The sequence below is a fragment of the Entomohabitans teleogrylli genome (assembly GCF_001484765.1).
Classification (GTDB): Bacteria; Pseudomonadota; Gammaproteobacteria; order Enterobacterales; family Enterobacteriaceae; genus Entomohabitans; species Entomohabitans teleogrylli.
Genome location: NZ_KQ947376.1, coordinates 272,091 through 289,577, shown reverse-complemented (window position 1 = coordinate 289,577; position 17,487 = coordinate 272,091). Strand labels below are relative to the sequence as shown.

The window sequence follows — 17,487 nt, the reverse complement described above, 5'->3', positions numbered from 1 at the left end:
GGTTAATCTTGAATTACACACTGTGGTTTACAGTTGTAAGGAGACCCTGTATGGCTAACTACCAGAACATGCTGGTCGTGATCGATCCTAATCAGGACGATCAGCCTGCCCTGAGGCGTGCGGTTTATCTGCACCAGCGGATCGGCGGCAAAATCAAAGCGTTTCTGCCTATCTACGATTTTTCATACGAAATGACCACCCTGCTTTCTCCCGATGAGCGCACCGCGATGCGTCAGGGTGTTATCAGTCAGCGCACCGCCTGGATCCGCGAACAGGCGCAGTACTATCTCGAAGCCGGGGTGCCGATTGATATTAAAGTGGTCTGGCATAACCGCCCTTTCGAAGCCATCATTCAGGAAGTTATCGGCGGCGGCCATGATTTGCTGCTGAAAATGGCCCATCAGCACGACAAGCTGGAAGCGGTGATATTTACCCCCACCGACTGGCATCTGCTGCGTAAATGCCCGTGCCCGGTGTGGATGGTGAAAGATCAGCCCTGGCCGGAAAACGGTAAAGCGCTGGTGGCCGTCAATCTGGCCAGTGAAGAGGTTTACCATAACGCGCTGAACGAAAAGCTGGTGCGGGAAACCATCAAACTGGCGGAGCTGGTAAACCATACTGAAGTTCACCTGATTGGCGCCTACCCGGTAACGCCGATCAACATTGCTATTGAGCTGCCGGATTTCGATCCCAGCGTCTATAACGACGCGATCCGCGGTCAGCATTTGCTGGCGATGAAAGCGCTGCGCCAGCAGTTCAGTATTGATGAGAAGATGACCCACGTCGAAAAAGGACTGCCGGAAGAGGTGATCCCGGATCTGGCGGAGCATCTTGAAGCGGGTATTGTGGTGCTCGGCACGGTTGGTCGCACTGGCCTTTCGGCGGCATTCCTTGGCAATACCGCCGAGCAGGTGATTGACCATCTGCGCTGCGATCTGCTGGCCATTAAGCCGGATGAATACCAGACGCCGGTGGAAATGGATGACGACGAAGACGACTGATCATTGCCGTTGGCGCTGACGAAAAAACCCGCGAAAATCGCGGGTTTTTCATTTCCGTGCGGCGCTCCGATTGGGCGAGCGCCGAATGGGCCTTACAGCGCGCGCAGAATCGCTTCCACGCTGGCTTTGGCATCCCCGAACAACATGTGGGTGTTATCTTTAAAGAACAGCGGGTTCTGCACCCCGGCATAGCCGGTATTCATCGAACGCTTGAACACGATAACGTTTTGCGCTTTCCAGACCTCCAGCACCGGCATACCGGCGATAGGACTGTTCGGATCTTCCTGCGCCGCAGGGTTTACCGTATCGTTCGCGCCAATCACCAGTACCGTGTCGGTATCAGCGAAGTCATCGTTAATCTCGTCCATCTCCAGCACCACGTCATAAGGCACTTTGGCCTCCGCCAGTAGTACGTTCATGTGGCCTGGCAGACGTCCGGCAACCGGATGAATCCCAAACCGCACTTTGATACCGCGAGCGCGCAGCTTCTCGGTAATTTCCGCTACCGGATACTGGGCCTGGGCGACCGCCATACCATACCCCGGAGTGATGATCACCGAGCTGGAATTTTTCAGCATTTCCGCAGTATCTTCAGCGGTGATCTCGCGGTGCTCGCCAACTTCTTCATCGCTGGCAGCCGCAGAACCATCGGTCCCGAACCCGCCGGCGATAACGCTGATAAACGAGCGGTTCATCGCTTTACACATGATGTAAGAGAGGATAGCGCCGGAAGAGCCCACCAGCGCGCCGGTCACGATCAGCAGGTCGTTGCTGAGCATAAAGCCCGCCGCCGCCGCCGCCCAGCCAGAGTAGGAGTTGAGCATCGAAACCACGACCGGCATATCCGCCCCGCCGATGGAAGCCACCAGATGCCAGCCAAACGCCAGCGCGATTGCTGTCATGACCAGCAGCGCGAACGCCTGCAGACCGACGCTTTCGGTGCGCACAAAGATAACCATCAACAGGAAAGAGACTACCAGCGCCGCCAGATTCAGTTTATGGCGATGCGGCAGCATCAGCGGTTTAGACGAAATATTACCGCGCAGCTTGCCAAACGCCACTACCGAACCGGTGAAGGTTACGGCGCCGATAAAGATACCAAGGAACACTTCGGTCAGATGAATATTCTGCATGATCCGGTCGAGACCCGGGCCATGATCCAAATAGCTATTGAAACCCACCAGGACGGCCGCCAGACCGACGAAGCTATGCAGTATCGCCACCAGTTCCGGCATTTCGGTCATCTCGACCTTTTTCGCCAGGTGGATACCGATCGCCCCGCCAATCACCATCGCGACAATGATCCAGCCAACATTCCCGGCCTCAGGACCAAAAATCGTCGCCACCAGGGCAATCGCCATCCCGGCAATCCCAAACAGGTTGCCCTGCTTAGACGTTTCGTGTTTGGACAGACCTGCCAGACTGAAAATAAACAGGATCGCGGCAACAATGTATGCAGCTGTAACTAATCCTCCAGACATTTGTTACCCCTTAGTTCTTCCGGAACATTTTCAGCATGCGCTGAGTGACGGTGAAACCACCAAAAATATTAATGCTGGCGATCAGCACGGCGATAAAGCTGAAGAAACTGACCCAGCCGCCGTGGCCTATCTGCAGCAGCGCCCCGACCACAATGATCCCGGAGATGGCGTTGGTCACCGACATCAGCGGCGTATGCAGCGCGTGGCTCACGTTCCATACCACGTAATAACCCACGACGCAGGAGAGCGCGAAAACGGTGAAGTGTCCGAGGAACTCTTTCGGAGCCACATTCGCCAGCCAGCCGAACAGAATGATCGCCAGCGCTATCAGCGCATATTTGCGCCACGGCGACGCAGGCGTCTGAGGCGCTTTTTCTGCTGCTTTCGCCTGCGCAGGCGCCGCCTTAGGCTGAGCAGAAACCTGAATCGGGGGCGCGGGCCAGGTAACTTCGCCGTCGCGGACGACGGTAACGCCGCGCACCACAACGTCTTCAAAATCGATAGTGATATTGCCATCTTTCTCTTTGCAGAGCAGCTTCAGCAGGTTAACCAGGTTGGTGCCATAAAGCTGGGAGGACTGGGTCGGCAGACGGCCTGGCAGGTCAGTATAACCAATAACTTTTACGCCATTCGGGGTGACGAATACTTCCCCGGGAACGGTATATTCACAGTTACCGCCGTTCTGGGCGGCCAGATCGACGATCACGCTGCCCGACTGCATGGAATCCACCATCTCGCGGGTGATCAGCTTCGGCGCCGGTTTGCCCGGGATCAGCGCAGTAGTGACAATAATATCCACCTCTTTGGCCTGCGCCGCGAACAGCGCCATCTCAGCCTTAATAAAGGCTTCCGACATCACTTTCGCATAACCATCCCCGCTCCCGGCCTCTTCTTTGAAGTCGAGCTCAAGGAATTCGGCGCCCATACTTTGCACCTGCTCTTTCACTTCCGGGCGAGTGTCGAAGGCGCGAACAATCGCTCCCAGACTGCCGGCGGCGCCGATCGCCGCCAGGCCGGCCACACCGGCACCGATCACCATCACTTTCGCCGGCGGCACTTTGCCTGCCGCGGTGATCTGCCCGGTAAAGAAACGTCCGAATTCATGGGCGGCTTCGACGATAGCGCGATAACCGGCAATGTTGGCCATGGAGCTCAGGGCATCCAGAGACTGAGCGCGTGAAATCCGTGGCACTGAGTCCATCGCCATAACGCTGATATTGCGCGCTGACAACTGCGCCATCAGTTCAGCGTTTTGCGCCGGCCAGATAAAGCTAATCAATAATGCGCCATCGCGCATCAGCGCGATTTCATCTTCCTGCGGCGCATTCACCTTCAGAATAATATCGGACTGCCAGATCCCGGCGGTATCATCAATTGTCGCTCCCGCCTGGACAAACGCCTCATCATCGAAACTCGCCAGCAGTCCGGCATTTTTCTCAACGGCGACCGTGAACCCCAGTTTCAGTAGCTGCTCCACCGTTTTCGGCGTGGCGGCTACCCGGGTTTCATTGGCCAACCGTTCTCTTGGTACACCAATACGCATAGTTTTCCCTTCCATCGGTTTTTTGTGATGGTTTGCTCATGAACCTTCGCCCGGCAATGTGCTACCGCTTCCCCACCAGGGAACACCAGCCATCAGGATCCGGCCCGGAAAAATTCACTGGAAACAAACTTTCTATAACCTACTGAAAATAACGCCCATGATCCACCACAGGATCGGGGTAATTTATTGCCAAACTGGCAAATGTATATTGCCTGAGGTCACAAACAGGCATTTTTGCTCTCTTTAACGCGGACAAGGCCGATATTCCGCTTAACAGAGGCCGCAAAACATGATTAAACGCGGCGCAAATCAGGAATTTAACATTACATTAACGCTTAAAGTGGTATGCTTTACGCGTTTTACTGGTCAGACGGTTATTTTTTCCACATATTGCGTTTCATGAGAAGCAGACGGCTTTTATGTCGCACATTCCAGTAAAATTGGCGCAGACAGGTGTGCTATTTCAATGCATAATCAGCCACTAACTGGTTAACATGCCTGCCAGGCACTTTCAGTTTTCATTTTGCGCAAGGTGAAGGATTAATCTATGAAGCTTAAGTACACCCTTCTGGCGTCCGCTCTGCTCACCGCTGCTGCCTTCCCGGCGCTGTCGGCAACCGAGCTTACTCCGGAACAGGCGGCCTCTCTGAAGCCATTCGACCGTATCGCTATCACCGGTCGCTTTAATGCTATTAATGATGCCGTCAGGGCGGTTTCACGCCGTGCCGACGCCATGGGTGCCGACTCTTTCTATATCCTCGATACCGGCGATGCGGGTAACAGCGGCAACTGGCGGGTCGTCGCCGATGTGTATCATAAGGATGCGCCAGAAGTAGACAAACCGCAAAACCGTATCATCAACGGCGTGATGGAGTTGCCAAAAGATCAGGCTTTTGCACTGGAGCCGTTCGATACCGTCACCATCCAGGGCTTTTATCGCAGCCAGCCGGAAGTGAACGATGAAATAGCTAAACGCGCCAAAGAAAAAGGCGCCGCCTCATTCTTTATTGTGCGCCAGGTTGATGCTAACCAGGGCGGCAACCAGCTGATCACCGCTTTTATCTATAAAGCCGATGCCAAAAAACGCGCGGTCCAGAGCGCTGAACTGATTCCCGCGGACTCCGATGCCGGTCGCGCGGCGCTGGCCGCCGGCGGTGAAGCGGCTAAACAGGTTGAAATTCCCGGCGTGGCCAGTTCCAGCACCCCCAGCTCTAACGTGGGTCGCTTCTTTGAAACCCAGTCCAGTAAAGGTGGCCGTTACACCGTCACGTTACCTGATGGCACAAAAATTCAGGAACTCAATAAATTTACCGCTGCCCAGATGGTGCCGTTCGACAGCGTGAAATTCACCGGCCGCTATAACGGTATGACCGACGTTTCTTATCAGGTTGCCAAGCGCGCAGCCCAGAAAGGGGCCAAGTACTACCACATTACCCGCCAGTGGGAAGAGCAAGGCGGCAACATGACGATCAGCGCCGACTTGTTCAAATAATCGAAGTCTGCTGCGTATCTGTTATCACCCCGAAAGGCAGCGAAAGCTGCCTTTTTTCTTTTATTCCCCGCGGCCCATTGCAAGGCTGTAACACACTCCGTAAAATCGCGCATCTCAGTGCAATCCACCATTTTTATGCGGAAAGATAAAATAATTATTCCGTGGAATGGTTTTTATACAGAGTATCGCGATGGAAAAAAAATTAGGCCTCGCCGCGCTGACCGCCCTGGTGCTCAGTTCCATGCTCGGTGCGGGCGTATTCAGCCTGCCGCAAAATATGGCCCAGGTTGCCAGCCCGGCGGCGCTGCTGATCGGCTGGGGGATCACCGGGGTCGGGATCCTGCTGCTGGCCATGGCGATGCTTTTGCTGACCCGGCTGCGCCCGGAACTCGACGGCGGCATCTTTACCTATGCCCGCGAAGGTTTCGGCGAGCTGATCGGCTTTTGCTCCGCGTGGGGATACTGGCTGTGCGCCGTTATCGCCAATGTCTCATATCTGGTGATTGTTTTTTCCGCGCTGAGCTTTTTTACCGACGCCCCCGATCAGCGCATCTTCGGCGACGGCAATACCTGGCAGGCGATGATCGGCGCCTCGCTGCTGTTGTGGATTGTGCACTGGCTGATACTGCGCGGGGTACAGACCGCCGCCAGCATCAACCTGGTCGCCACGCTGGCCAAATTGCTACCGCTGGGGCTGTTTGTCCTGCTGGCGCTGCTTGCCTTTCGCCTGTCGACCTTCGAATTTGACTTTACCGGCACCGCGCTCGGGGTACCGCTTCATGACCAGGTGAAAAACACCATGCTGATTACCCTTTGGGTATTTATCGGCGTGGAAGGCGCGGTGGTCGTGTCCGCCAGAGCGCGCCATAAAAAAGACGTTGGCCGCGCCACTCTGCTGGCGGTGCTTGCCGCCCTGACGGTCTATCTACTGGTCACTCTGCTTTCGCTCGGCGTGGTGCCGCGCCATGAACTGGCGGAGATGCGCAATCCGTCAATGGCTTCGCTGATGGTGCATATGATGGGGCCATGGGGCGAAGTGATCATTGCCGCCGGGCTGATCGTTTCGGTCTGCGGCGCCTATCTGAGCTGGACCATTATGGCCGCCGAAGTGCCTTTCCTGGCCGCCACCCATAAAGCGTTTCCGGCGATCTTCGCGCGCCAGAATCGCAACAATGCCCCATCCGCCTCACTGTGGCTGACCAATCTCAGCGTCCAGGCTTGTCTGGTGTTAATCTGGGCGACCGGTTCCGATTACAACACGCTGCTGACCATTGCGTCAGAGATGATTCTGGTGCCCTATTTTCTGGTCGGCGCTTTCCTGCTGAAAATCGCCCGGCGGCCGCTGGAGTGGCTGATCGGCGGCGGCGCCTGCCTGTACGGCCTGTGGTTACTGTACGCGTCTGGCCCTATGCACCTGCTGCTTTCGGTAGTGCTTTATGCGCCCGGCTTACTGGTCTTTCTGTATGCCCGCCAGACCCACCGCCATGACCTGAAACTCCGCCAGCGGGAAAAAGCGCTGATCGGTCTGTTGCTGATCGCCGTCTTGCCTGCCACCTGGATACTGGTACAGTAGCGGCATCATTCAGGCAGAGGCGATAACATGGCAACGGACAAATTACAGCGACCTGTCGTCATCACCGGCGGCGCCAGGCGCATAGGGCTGGCGCTGGCGCGTCATTTCCTTGCCCGGGGACAGGCGGTGATCCTCAGTTACCGCAATAGCTGGCCAGCGCTGGAGCAACTCCGGCAGGACGGCGCCTGCTGCCTTGAGGCGGATTTTTCCAGCGATAGCGGGATCCTCGATTTCGCCGCCCGGGTAGCGCAACGCGCTGATGGACTACGCGCCATTATCCACAATGCCAGTAGCTGGCAGGCGGAAACCCCGGACGTAGCGCCGCAGGAGACGCTGAAACAGATGCTGCAAATTCACGTTCATGCTCCCTATCTGCTGAATCTGCAGCTCGGCTCGCTGCTGTGTGGCTATGGCCAGGGAGCCAGCGATATCATCCATTTTACTGACTATGTGGTGGAACGCGGCAGCGATAAACACATCGCCTATGCGGCCAGTAAAGCGGCGCTGGATAACCTGACCCGCTCTTTCGCCCGCAAATACGCCCCGCAGGTCAAGGTCAATGCCATCGCTCCGTCGCTGATCCTGTTTAACGACGATGATGACGAGGAGTACCGGCGCCGCGCCCTCGACAAATCGTTGATGAAAATCGCCCCTGGCGAACAGGAAATTATCCTGCTTATCGACTATCTGTTGCAAAGCCGCTACGTGACCGGGCGCACCCATGCCGTGGACGGCGGGCGTCCGCTGCGCTGATTGCGGCGCCATAGCGCTTTTCCGGCAACCGGTGTATGTTGTCCTTTTCCATTATCACACTGCATTATGACCAAGATTGTCTTTGTCGAAGATGAGCCGGAGGTGGGAGCGCTGATCGCCGCCTGGCTCGCTAAGCATGATATGGATGTTGTGATAGAAACTCGCGGCGATCGGGCTGAACAGGTCATCGAACGCGAACAGCCGGATCTGGTGCTGCTGGACATTATGTTGCCCGGCAAAGACGGCATGACGCTGTGCCGCGATTTGCGCCTCTCCTGGTCGGGCCCCATTGTGCTGCTGACCTCGCTGGACAGCGACATGAACCATATTCTCTCCCTGGAAATGGGCGCCAGTGACTACATTCTTAAAACCACCCCGCCGCCAGTATTGTTAGCCCGCCTGCGTCTGCATCTGCGCCAGCACAGCGCGGCGCCGGCGCCTGCCGAATCCGGCCCCCTGAAGACCCATAAAGCCATACGCTTCGGCACATTGTGTATCGATCCCCTCAATCGCCAGGTCACCCTCGGCGATGAGATGGTGACCCTCTCCACCGCCGACTTCGATCTGCTCTGGGAACTGGCGACCCATGCCGGGCAAATTATGGACCGTGACGCGCTGCTGAAAAACTTGCGCGGAGTCAGCTACGACGGGCTGGACCGCAGTGTTGATGTCGCTATCTCCCGGCTGCGAAAAAAACTCCAGGACAGCGCCACGGAGCCTTACCGCATCAAAACCGTGCGCAATAAAGGTTATCTCTTCGCCCCCCACGCCTGGGAAAGTGAATCCTGATGAAAAAGCTCTTCATTCAGTTCTACCTGCTGCTGTTTGTCTGTTTTCTGGTGATGACGATGCTGGTCGGCCTGGTTTACAAATTCACCGCCGAACGCGCCGGGCGCCAGTCACTGGATGATTTGATGAAGAGCTCCCTGTACCTGATGCGCAGCGAGCTACGCGAAATCCCGCCCAAAGACTGGAGCAAAACCATCAGCGACCTCGATCTCAATCTCTCTTTTGAGTTGAATATCGAACCGCTGAACAAATTTAACCTCGATGACCCGACGATGCAGCGACTGCGCGAAGGCGAAATTGTCGCGCTGGACGATCAGTACACCTTTATCCAGCGCATTCCGCGCAGCCACTATGTGCTAGCCGTTGGGCCGGTGCCGTACCTGTTTTTCATTCACCAGATGCGCTTACTGGATGTGGCGCTGATGGTGTTTATCGCCATCTCGCTGGCGTTTCCGGTATTTATCTGGATGCGCCCGCACTGGCAGGACATGCTAAAAGTGGAGACCGCCGCCCAGCGCTTTGGCAGCGGCCACCTTGACGAACGTATTGTCTTCGACAGCACCTCGGGTTTTGAACGTATCGGCGTCGCCTTTAATCAGATGGCGGACAATATAAACACCCTGATTGCCAGCAAGAAACAGTTGATTGACGGGGTGGCCCATGAGCTGCGCACGCCGCTGGTGCGCCTGCGCTACCGGCTGGCGATGAGCGATAACCTCAGCGAGGAAGAGTCCGCCGGGCTGAACCGGGACATCGGGCAACTGGAGTCGCTGATCGAAGAGCTCCTGACTTACGCCCGTCTGGACCGTCCCCAGACCGAACTTCAGCTCGCCCCCTTCAACCTGCCCGACTGGCTGCGCAGCCACCTTGGCGATGTCCAGTCAGTCAATCCGCAACGTCGGGTCATCGTCAGCGTACCGCACGGCGGCGACTTCGGACTGATGGATGCCCGACTGATCGCACGGCTGGTGGATAACCTGGTGAATAATGCCCTGCGCTACAGCCGCCAGCAGATAACGGTAACCCTGACGCAGGAACAGGGAAGCGCCGCGATTCAGGTGGCCGATGATGGTCCGGGGATCCCGGAGGCCGAGCGTCAGCGCGTTTTCGAACCCTTTGTACGCCTCGACCCCAGCCGCGATCGCGCCACCGGCGGTTGCGGCCTCGGACTGGCGATAGTGCACTCTATTGCTCAGGCCATGGGGGGAGAGGTTGCCATCACCGCCAGCGCCAGCGGCGGCGCCTGCTTTCGTTTTAGCTGGCGCCCGTTGCACAACAGTGACTAAGCGGCGTTATCCCGTCCTGTTAAGCGCAGGCGGCGCTGGACGTTATGCCGGCGTTGTGTTACAAAAACCATAAGTATGTTGTAACTAAAGACGGGAGATATACTGCCATGGCGCGTTACGATCTGGTGGAACGGTTGAATAGCACTTTCCGGGAGCTGGAACATGCGCTGGCCGAACTGCGCCAGCAGCTCAGCGGCTGCCGGCTCCTGGCCGGGCGGGTATTTGTTCTGCCGGATACCGAAAAAGGCAAAGAGCACGATCCTGTCAACCATATAGAGGTTACGCAAAAGGTCGGTCAGCAGGCCCACGACGCCGCCCTGCGCCATTTCACCCACCTGTTTATTCAGCAGCAGTCGGAAAAACGCAGCAGTAAAGCCGCGGTGCGCCTGCCCGGCGCGCTGTGTTACGAGGTCGACAGCCCGCAACATCTGTTGCTCAGCGAACAGGTAAACCTGATCAATCAATTAAAAACCACCCTTGAGTACATCATCACCGTCGAGTCCGGGCTCCCCTCCGCCCGGCGCTTTGGCTGGGTGCACCATCATCTGCCGGGCCTGATTACCCTCAACGCCTACCGTAAACTGACGCTGCTCAATCACCCGGCAACCCTGCGCTTCGGCTGGGCGAACAAACATATCATCAAGAATTTAACGCGCAGCGAAGTGCTCGAACTGCTGGAACGCAGCCTTAAATCCCCGCGGGCGGTGGCGCCGTGGAATAAAGATCAGTGGCTGGAGATGGTCACCCGGGAATATGACGCTATCGCCGCCCTGCCGGCTAACGCGCGGCTGAAGATCAAACGCCCGGTCAAAGTGCAGCCCGTGGCCCGGGTCTGGTATCCGCAACAGCAACGCCAGGTGCAGCACGCCTGCCCGTCGCCGCTACTGGTATTGTGTCAGCGCTCCCGGGGAGCGGCGGCGCCCGATATCGGCGAACTCCTGAACTATGACGCCAAACGCATCCGCCACCGATTCCGCCCCCAGGCAGAACCGATGGCGCTGATCATTCCCCGCCTGCACCTGTGGCTCAGCCAATGAGCGCAGGCGTCATGCATCACCGGCTGGCCGGTTTCATACTCCCGACCATCTCCTGCGGGCGTACCCAGGCGTCAAACTCCGCCTCGCTCAGGTAGCCCAGTTTCAGAGCTGCCGCTTTCAGGGTTAGCCCTTCTTTATGCGCTTTTTTAGCGATTTCCGCCGCTTTGTCATAACCGATATGGGTGTTCAGCGCCGTCACCAGCATCAGTGATTCATTGAGCAACTGATCGATTCGCGCCCGATCGGGTTCAATGCCCACGGCGCAGTGTTCGTTGAAACTGGCCATCCCGTCGCTCAACAGGCGCAGCGATTGCAGGAAATTATGGATAACCATCGGGCGATAGACATTGAGCTCAAAGTTGCCGGAAGCGCCGCCGATATTAATCGCCACATCGTTGCCCATCACCTGGCAACACAGCATGGTCAGCGCTTCACACTGGGTGGGATTTACTTTGCCGGGCATAATGGAGCTGCCGGGCTCGTTTTCCGGGATCCTGATTTCGCCAATACCGCAGCGCGGTCCTGAAGCCAGCCAGCGCACATCGTTGGCGATTTTCATCAGCGACGCCGCCAGCCCTTTCAGGGCTCCATGGGCCTGCACCAGCGCATCACAACTGGCCAGCGCTTCGAATTTATTCGGCGCGGTCACGAACGGCTGACCGGTCAGCGCCGCCAGCGCCTGCGCCACCCGCACCGCATACTGCGGATGGGTATTCAGCCCGGTTCCTACCGCGGTGCCGCCCAGCGCCAGCTCCGCCAGATGCGGTAGGCTGTTTTCAATATGCCTGCGGCTGTGCGCCAGCATCGCCGCCCAGCCGGAAATCTCCTGGCCCAGAGTCAGCGGCGTGGCATCCTGAAGATGGGTACGGCCAATTTTAACGATATCGCTGAAGGCGTGCGCCTTGTGCTCCAGGGTGTGAATCAAGGCATCCAGCGGGCTGAACAACGTTTCGTTGAGGGCGATCACCGCCGCCACATGCATCGCCGTCGGGAACACATCATTCGAGCTCTGGCTTTTATTCACATCGTCGTTAGGATGCACCAGGCGTTCCATGCCCCGCTCACCGCCCAACAATTCACTGGCGCGGTTGGCCAGTACTTCGTTGATGTTCATGTTGGTCTGGGTTCCCGAACCGGTCTGCCAGATAGCCAGCGGGAACTCTTCCCGGTGCTGGCCGCTCAACACTTCATCTGCCGCGGCCATAATGGCCTTGGCCCGTTCCGGCGCCAGTAAGCCCAGTTCCAGATTAACCTGCGCCGCCGCCTTTTTGGTCAGCGCCAGCGCGTCGATCAGCGCCGCCGGCATTTTTTCCGTTGAGATGCGGAAATGCTCCAGCGAGCGCTGGGTCTGAGCGCCCCACAGCCGATCGGCCGGTACCTCAATCTCGCCCATTGAGTCTTTTTCAATGCGGTTGACAGCCATTACCTTCTCCTTCGTCGCGATATGGAAGTACACCCCTCATACTTCAGGCCGCATGTGGATTGGCTTTCGCCACCCATCCCGGCCACTGACGACGGTGAGCGCCCGGAAATTCGCTGCCTCTCCGCCTTCATGCTCCCGGAATATTCAGGGTATCGTTACATTGATTGCGCACATCACCTGAGAAATACGGACATGTCTGCCCGCCGCCGTCTCCGGCCAACATCGTATAATTATTCTGAAACTTTTCGCCGTCTGTGGCGACAGCGCGCCCGTTGACGGCTCCACCTGCCAACGTCCGTGGTTTAATATTAACAATTCAACAACAAAAAAACCGCCCTTTCGAGCGGTTAAGATTAACCTCACAACAAAGCGATTACTTCGCGCAACGGCTACACTGTGAGGCCTGAATCTGCTGGAAGAAGTCGTTGCCTTTATCATCCACCAGAATAAAGGCCGGGAAGTCTTCCACTTCAATCTTCCAGATAGCCTCCATCCCCAGTTCAGGATACTCGATGCACTCAAGACTCTTGATGCTCTGCTGCGCCAGTACCGCCGCCGGGCCGCCAATGCTGCCAAGGTAGAAGCCGCCGTGTTTATGGCAGGCATCGGTCACCTGCTGGCTGCGGTTACCTTTTGCCAGCATGATCATGCTGCCGCCATGGGACTGCAACAGATCGACATACGAATCCATGCGTCCTGCCGTGGTCGGACCCAGAGAGCCGGAGGCATAGCCTTCCGGGGTTTTGGCCGGGCCGGCGTAATAGATCGGGTGATCCTTGACGTACTGCGGTAGCCCTTCGCCGCGCTCCAGGCGCTCTTTCAGTTTCGCGTGGGCGATATCGCGACCCACGATGATGGTACCGTTCAGGGAGAGACGGGTTGATACCGGGTAAGCGGACAACTGCTTAAGAATTTCCGCCATCGGACGATTAAGATCGACCCGCACCACTTCGCCTTCGCCCGCTTTACGCAGAGAGGAGGGAATGTATTGCGCCGGGTTATGTTCCAGCTTTTCAATCCAGATCCCGTCGCGGTTGATTTTGGCTTTGATATTACGGTCCGCGGAGCAGGAAACCCCCATGCCCACCGGGCAGGAAGCGCCGTGGCGCGGCAGGCGTATAACCCGCACATCATGGGCGAAGTATTTACCGCCAAACTGGGCGCCCAGACCAAGGTCCTGCGCCTCTTTCAGCAGTTCCTGCTCCAGAGCCACATCGCGGAAAGCCTGGCCGTGCTCGTTCCCCTCATGGGGCAACGCGTCATAATATTTAGTGGAAGCCAGTTTTACGGTTTTCAGATTCGCTTCCGCCGAAGTACCGCCAATAACAAACGCCACATGGTATGGCGGGCAAGCGGCAGTACCGAGCGTACGCATTTTATCTACCAGGTAATCCTTCAGTTTCCCCGGCGTCAACAGGGCTTTGGTTTCCTGATACAGGTAAGTTTTATTGGCTGAACCGCCGCCTTTGGCGATACACAGGAATTTATACTCTTCTCCGTCAACGCTATAGAGGTCAATCTGCGCCGGCAGGTTGGTACCGGTATTCACCTCTTTATACATATCCAGCGCCGCGTTTTGCGAATAGCGCAGGTTATCTTCGATAAAGGTGTTGTACACCCCGCGGGACAGCGCCGCCTCATCGCCGCCGCCGGTCCATACCCGCTGCCCTTTTTTACCGGTAATAATCGCGGTTCCGGTATCCTGGCAGGTAGGCAGAATGCCTTTCGCGGCGATTTCTGAATTACGCAGGAATTGCAGCGCGACATACTTGTCGTTTTCACTGGCTTGCGGGTCGAGGAGGATATCAGCGACTTGCTGTTGGTGGGCGGGGCGGAGCATAAAGGAGGCGTCGTGGAAGGCCTGTTGTGCAAGAAGCGTCAGCGCCTGGGGATCGACTTTGAGGATTTCCTGCCCCTCAAATTCCGCCACGGAAACATAGTCCCGGCTCAGCAGATAATACTCGGTGTCGTCTTTTGCCAGCGGGAAAGGGTCCTGATAATAGAAGGGTTTGTTCGACATTTATCTCTCACTTGCTACTTCAGTTATGTTGAATCCACACTTTCGCGCACCGTCCATCAATAGCGCGCTCCAGTATCGGTGACTTATATTGACACATTTTATTAACAAAAACTGAGACTGCCACGACTTTTTACTTCCCCCGGCGCATCACCAACGAAGACGCAGTTTGCAGGATAACGTGTATAATACGTCGCAGTTTTTATTCGGATATATTACAGGGCATTAAAGATGCAAAAACTGATCAACACCGTACAAAACTACGGTTGGGGGAGTAAAACCGCACTTACCCGTCTCTACGGCATTGCCAATCCGCGAAATCTACCGATGGCGGAACTGTGGATGGGGGCGCATCCAAAAAGTAGCTCGCAGGTTAAGGACAGCGATGGCGTGACGCGGTCACTTCGTCAGGTCATTGACGCCGCCCCGCAGGCGCTGCTTGGCGAAGCCGTTGCCCGGCGTTTCGGCGAACTGCCCTTTCTGTTCAAAGTATTATGCGCCGATCAGCCGCTTTCTATTCAGGTACACCCCAATAAACAGGCGTCAGAAATTGGCTTCGCCAAAGAGAACGCCGCCGGTATCCCGCTCGACGCTCCGCAGCGCAACTACAAAGACCCGAACCACAAGCCGGAGCTGGTTTTTGCATTAACTCCGTTCCTGGCAATGAATGCTTTTCGCGAATTCAGCGATATCGTTTCCCTGATGCAGCCGCTGGCCGATGCCCATCCGGCAATCGCCGGTTTTCTGGCACAACCCGATGCGCAGCGCCTCAGCTCGTTGTTCGCCAGCCTGCTGAATATGCAGGGGGATGAAAAGGCCCGGGCGCTCGGCGCGCTGAACGCGGTGCTCAATCAACAACAAGGGGAGCCGTGGGACACCATTCGCTTTATTTCCGGCTTCTATCCGGATGACAGCGGCCTGTTTTCTCCGCTACTGCTGAATGTTGTCAAACTGCAGCCCGGCGAAGCGATGTTTCTGTTCGCCGAAACGCCCCATGCTTATCTCAACGGCGTGGCGCTGGAGGTGATGGCCAACTCGGATAACGTACTGCGCGCTGGTCTGACGCCGAAATATATTGATATTGCGGAACTGGTGGCCAACGTCAAATTTGAGCCCAAAGCTGCCGGCCAGTTACTCACCCAGCCGGTTAGCGGCGATCATGAACTGGATTTCCCGATTCCGGTCGAAGATTTCGCCTTTTCGCTGCACGACCTGACCAGCGAAGGCCGCCAGTTGGCCCAGCAAAGCGCGGCGATTATCTTTTGCGTCAGCGGCGAAGCGCATTTGAGCCGTGGCCTGGAGACATTAACGCTCCAGCCCGGCGAATCGGCCTTTATCGGCGCCAGTGAATCTCCGGTAAATGTTTCCGGCAGCGGCCGGGTGGCGCGGGTCTTCAATAAGCTAAACTAACTTACTGATCTTTTTAGCAGGGATTGCTAAGCTTCCCGTTGGAAGGGTTAAACAGGCTGCCGGGGCGTTTTACCCCGGCTAACTACATGGATACCAATGTTATGAAAAAATCTCTGGTTGCGGTCAGCGTCGTCGTTGCGCTCGGCGTTGTCTGGACGGGTGGCTCCTGGTACACCGGGAAACAGATTGAAGCGCGAATGGCGGAGATGGCCGCACAGGCAAACAGCTATCTGAAGACGGCGGCGCCGGAATCCGGCCTGGAAATCAGCTACCAAAACTACCAGCGCGGCGTTTTTTCCAGCCAGACGCAACTGGTGATCCAGGCGCAGGAAGCGGCAAAATCCTCATGGCTGCAACCCGGCCAGCAGATTGTCCTTGATGAACATATCGACCATGGCCCCTTCCCGCTGGCGCAGTTGAAATCTTTTAATTTGCTGCCTGCAATGGCGAGCGTTCAGAGCCAACTGGCGAACACCAGCAGCACTAAACAACTCTTCGCGCTCACTAAAGACAAATCCCTTTTTGATGCCCGTACCCGCATTGGCTATAGCGGCGACACCTCCACTGATATCGCCCTGATTCCCTTCAGCCATCAGGAAAACAGTGACAAAGTGACCTTTGACGGCGGGCAACTGAACATTGATCTGGATAACACTGGCAATGCCTTCACCGCTAAAGGGAACCTTGAAGGCGGGGTTATTCATACTGTTAACCAGTACGGCCAACAGATTCAGGTAACCCTTAGCGGGTTAAAAATCGACAGTAACGCCCGGCAGAATGCGCCGGGGCTGTTTGTTGGCGAGCAGCGTATGCTACTGGGCAAAATGGCCGTTTCCGTTGAGGGTAAAGAGCTGGCTGTCGTGGACGATCTGGCGGTTAACACCACCTCCCTGCCGGAATCTGGCGACAAGCATCTTGGCATAAAAATTGACTACGCGCTGGCATCCCTGAAACTGCAAAATCGCGATCTTGGTAGCGGCAAACTGACTGTCAACGTCAACGGTCTGAACATCCAGGCGCTACGTCAGTTCAGTGAACAGTACAATGCGCAGATTCAGACACTGCTGGCCCAGCCGGGCATCGCGGAAGATCAAGAGGCGTACCAGGCTCAGGTGATGGAAGTGTTTAAACATAATTTCCCGGTCCTGCTGAAAGATGATCCTACCCTGAGCATCGCGCCGCTGAGCTGGAAGAACGCCAGGGGCGAAAGCACCCTGAATCTTTCCCTTCAGCTCAGAGATCCGGCGACCGTGACAGCCGTCGCCACCACGCCGGACCAGTTGCTGAATAACAGCGTTAAAAATCTTGACGCAAAACTGGCGATCCCGATGGATATGGCCAGCGAACTGATGGGCCAGGTCGCGCGTCTGGAAGGTTATCAGGATGCGGAAGCTGACAAACTGGCGGCCCAGCAGGTTCAGGGGCTGGCGGCGATGGGGCAGATGTTCCGCCTCACTACCACCACAGATAACGTGATCTCCAGCAGCCTGCAGTTTAGCGATGGTAAGGTAACGCTGAACGGCCAGACCGCGCCGCTGATGGAGTTCCTCGGCCAGTTCGGGCTGTCCGGCGACGATCTGCTGCTGCCTTCAGACGATGGCGCTGACGACGCCGGCGAAACCCTGCCCGCGTCGCCACAGGAAGCCGCGCCAGCGGCCGAAGCGCCACAGCAGTAATCATCG

General features: G+C 56.7%; 13 protein-coding genes. 9 read left to right on the top strand and 4 right to left on the bottom strand.

Features of this window, described 5'->3' with window-relative positions:
• Window positions 1-50: 50 nt before the first annotated feature.
• Complete coding sequence (gene uspE, locus AQ981_RS01365) at window positions 51-1,001, top strand: universal stress protein UspE (RefSeq protein WP_058909954.1); 951 nt, start codon at window positions 51-53, stop codon at window positions 999-1,001.
• 92 nt (window positions 1,002-1,093) lie between these two features.
• Here the strand turns inward: uspE and pntB are convergent, their stop codons facing one another.
• Together pntB and pntA are read right to left on the bottom strand one after the other, a co-directional pair.
• Window positions 1,094-2,482 carry a Re/Si-specific NAD(P)(+) transhydrogenase subunit beta gene (gene pntB, locus AQ981_RS01360; protein WP_058909953.1) on the bottom strand — a complete coding sequence of 463 codons (1,389 nt, stop codon included), beginning with the start codon at window positions 2,480-2,482 and terminating at the stop codon, window positions 1,094-1,096.
• A gap of 10 nt (window positions 2,483-2,492) precedes the next feature.
• The gene (pntA, locus tag AQ981_RS01355; protein WP_058909952.1) at window positions 2,493-4,025 is read right to left on the bottom strand and encodes a Re/Si-specific NAD(P)(+) transhydrogenase subunit alpha; all 1,533 of its coding nucleotides are present in this window, start codon (window positions 4,023-4,025) and stop codon (window positions 2,493-2,495) included.
• A 547-nt stretch (window positions 4,026-4,572) separates the two neighbouring features.
• On the opposite strand from pntA, the gene ydgH reads away from it, so the two are divergent.
• The 6 genes from ydgH to tus all read left to right on the top strand — a co-directional run bounded on the left by ydgH (window position 4,573) and on the right by tus (window position 10,955).
• Entirely contained in the window at window positions 4,573-5,517 is a 945-nt protein-coding gene (ydgH, locus tag AQ981_RS01350; RefSeq protein ID WP_058909951.1) for a DUF1471 family protein YdgH, read from the top strand.
• Window positions 5,518-5,707: 190 nt separating this feature from the next.
• Window positions 5,708-7,090 (top strand): amino acid permease, encoded by a 1,383-nt coding sequence (locus tag AQ981_RS01345; RefSeq protein WP_058910312.1) that lies wholly within the window; start codon window positions 5,708-5,710, stop codon window positions 7,088-7,090.
• Between the two features lie 27 nt (window positions 7,091-7,117).
• Complete coding sequence (gene folM / locus AQ981_RS01340) at window positions 7,118-7,843, top strand: dihydromonapterin reductase (protein ID WP_058909950.1); 726 nt, start codon at window positions 7,118-7,120, stop codon at window positions 7,841-7,843.
• A 66-nt stretch (window positions 7,844-7,909) separates the two neighbouring features.
• Window positions 7,910-8,632 (top strand): two-component system response regulator RstA, encoded by a 723-nt coding sequence (gene rstA / locus AQ981_RS01335; protein WP_058909949.1) that lies wholly within the window; start codon window positions 7,910-7,912, stop codon window positions 8,630-8,632.
• Window positions 8,632-9,918 (top strand): two-component system sensor histidine kinase RstB, encoded by a 1,287-nt coding sequence (gene rstB / locus AQ981_RS01330; protein WP_058909948.1) that lies wholly within the window; start codon window positions 8,632-8,634, stop codon window positions 9,916-9,918. The genes rstA and rstB overlap by 1 nt, the downstream gene beginning before the upstream one ends.
• Before the next feature lie 107 nt (window positions 9,919-10,025).
• Complete coding sequence (tus, locus tag AQ981_RS01325; RefSeq protein ID WP_058909947.1) at window positions 10,026-10,955, top strand: DNA replication terminus site-binding protein; 930 nt, start codon at window positions 10,026-10,028, stop codon at window positions 10,953-10,955.
• 16 nt (window positions 10,956-10,971) lie between these two features.
• On the opposite strand, the gene fumC is transcribed toward tus, so the two are convergent.
• The gene (gene fumC, locus AQ981_RS01320; RefSeq protein WP_058909946.1) at window positions 10,972-12,378 is read right to left on the bottom strand and encodes a class II fumarate hydratase; all 1,407 of its coding nucleotides are present in this window, start codon (window positions 12,376-12,378) and stop codon (window positions 10,972-10,974) included.
• A 373-nt stretch (window positions 12,379-12,751) separates the two neighbouring features.
• Window positions 12,752-14,398: a class I fumarate hydratase FumA gene (gene fumA / locus AQ981_RS01315; RefSeq protein WP_058909945.1), complete on the bottom strand. Its 1,647-nt coding sequence runs from the start codon at window positions 14,396-14,398 to the stop codon at window positions 12,752-12,754.
• A gap of 228 nt (window positions 14,399-14,626) precedes the next feature.
• Here fumA and manA point away from each other — a divergent pair, with 228 nt between their 5' ends.
• Both manA and AQ981_RS01305 read left to right on the top strand, forming a co-directional pair.
• Window positions 14,627-15,805 carry a mannose-6-phosphate isomerase gene (gene manA / locus AQ981_RS01310; protein WP_058909944.1) on the top strand — a complete coding sequence of 393 codons (1,179 nt, stop codon included), beginning with the start codon at window positions 14,627-14,629 and terminating at the stop codon, window positions 15,803-15,805.
• A gap of 101 nt (window positions 15,806-15,906) precedes the next feature.
• Window positions 15,907-17,481 (top strand): YdgA family protein, encoded by a 1,575-nt coding sequence (locus AQ981_RS01305; protein ID WP_058910311.1) that lies wholly within the window; start codon window positions 15,907-15,909, stop codon window positions 17,479-17,481.
• Window positions 17,482-17,487: the final 6 nt, after the last annotated feature.

Excerpts from the sequence above, each read along its gene's own strand:
- uspE (WP_058909954.1), top strand. The coding sequence starts at position 51 with ATGGCTAACTACCAGAACATGCTGGTCGTGATCGATCCTAATCAGGAC.
- pntB (WP_058909953.1), bottom strand. The coding sequence starts at position 2,482 with ATGTCTGGAGGATTAGTTACAGCTGCATACATTGTTGCCGCGATCCTG.
- pntA (WP_058909952.1), bottom strand. The coding sequence starts at position 4,025 with ATGCGTATTGGTGTACCAAGAGAACGGTTGGCCAATGAAACCCGGGTA.
- ydgH (WP_058909951.1), top strand. The coding sequence starts at position 4,573 with ATGAAGCTTAAGTACACCCTTCTGGCGTCCGCTCTGCTCACCGCTGCT.
- AQ981_RS01345 (WP_058910312.1), top strand. The coding sequence starts at position 5,708 with ATGGAAAAAAAATTAGGCCTCGCCGCGCTGACCGCCCTGGTGCTCAGT.
- folM (WP_058909950.1), top strand. The coding sequence starts at position 7,118 with ATGGCAACGGACAAATTACAGCGACCTGTCGTCATCACCGGCGGCGCC.
- rstA (WP_058909949.1), top strand. The coding sequence starts at position 7,910 with ATGACCAAGATTGTCTTTGTCGAAGATGAGCCGGAGGTGGGAGCGCTG.
- rstB (WP_058909948.1), top strand. The coding sequence starts at position 8,632 with ATGAAAAAGCTCTTCATTCAGTTCTACCTGCTGCTGTTTGTCTGTTTT.
- tus (WP_058909947.1), top strand. The coding sequence starts at position 10,026 with ATGGCGCGTTACGATCTGGTGGAACGGTTGAATAGCACTTTCCGGGAG.
- fumC (WP_058909946.1), bottom strand. The coding sequence starts at position 12,378 with ATGGCTGTCAACCGCATTGAAAAAGACTCAATGGGCGAGATTGAGGTA.
- fumA (WP_058909945.1), bottom strand. The coding sequence starts at position 14,398 with ATGTCGAACAAACCCTTCTATTATCAGGACCCTTTCCCGCTGGCAAAA.
- manA (WP_058909944.1), top strand. The coding sequence starts at position 14,627 with ATGCAAAAACTGATCAACACCGTACAAAACTACGGTTGGGGGAGTAAA.
- AQ981_RS01305 (WP_058910311.1), top strand. The coding sequence starts at position 15,907 with ATGAAAAAATCTCTGGTTGCGGTCAGCGTCGTCGTTGCGCTCGGCGTT.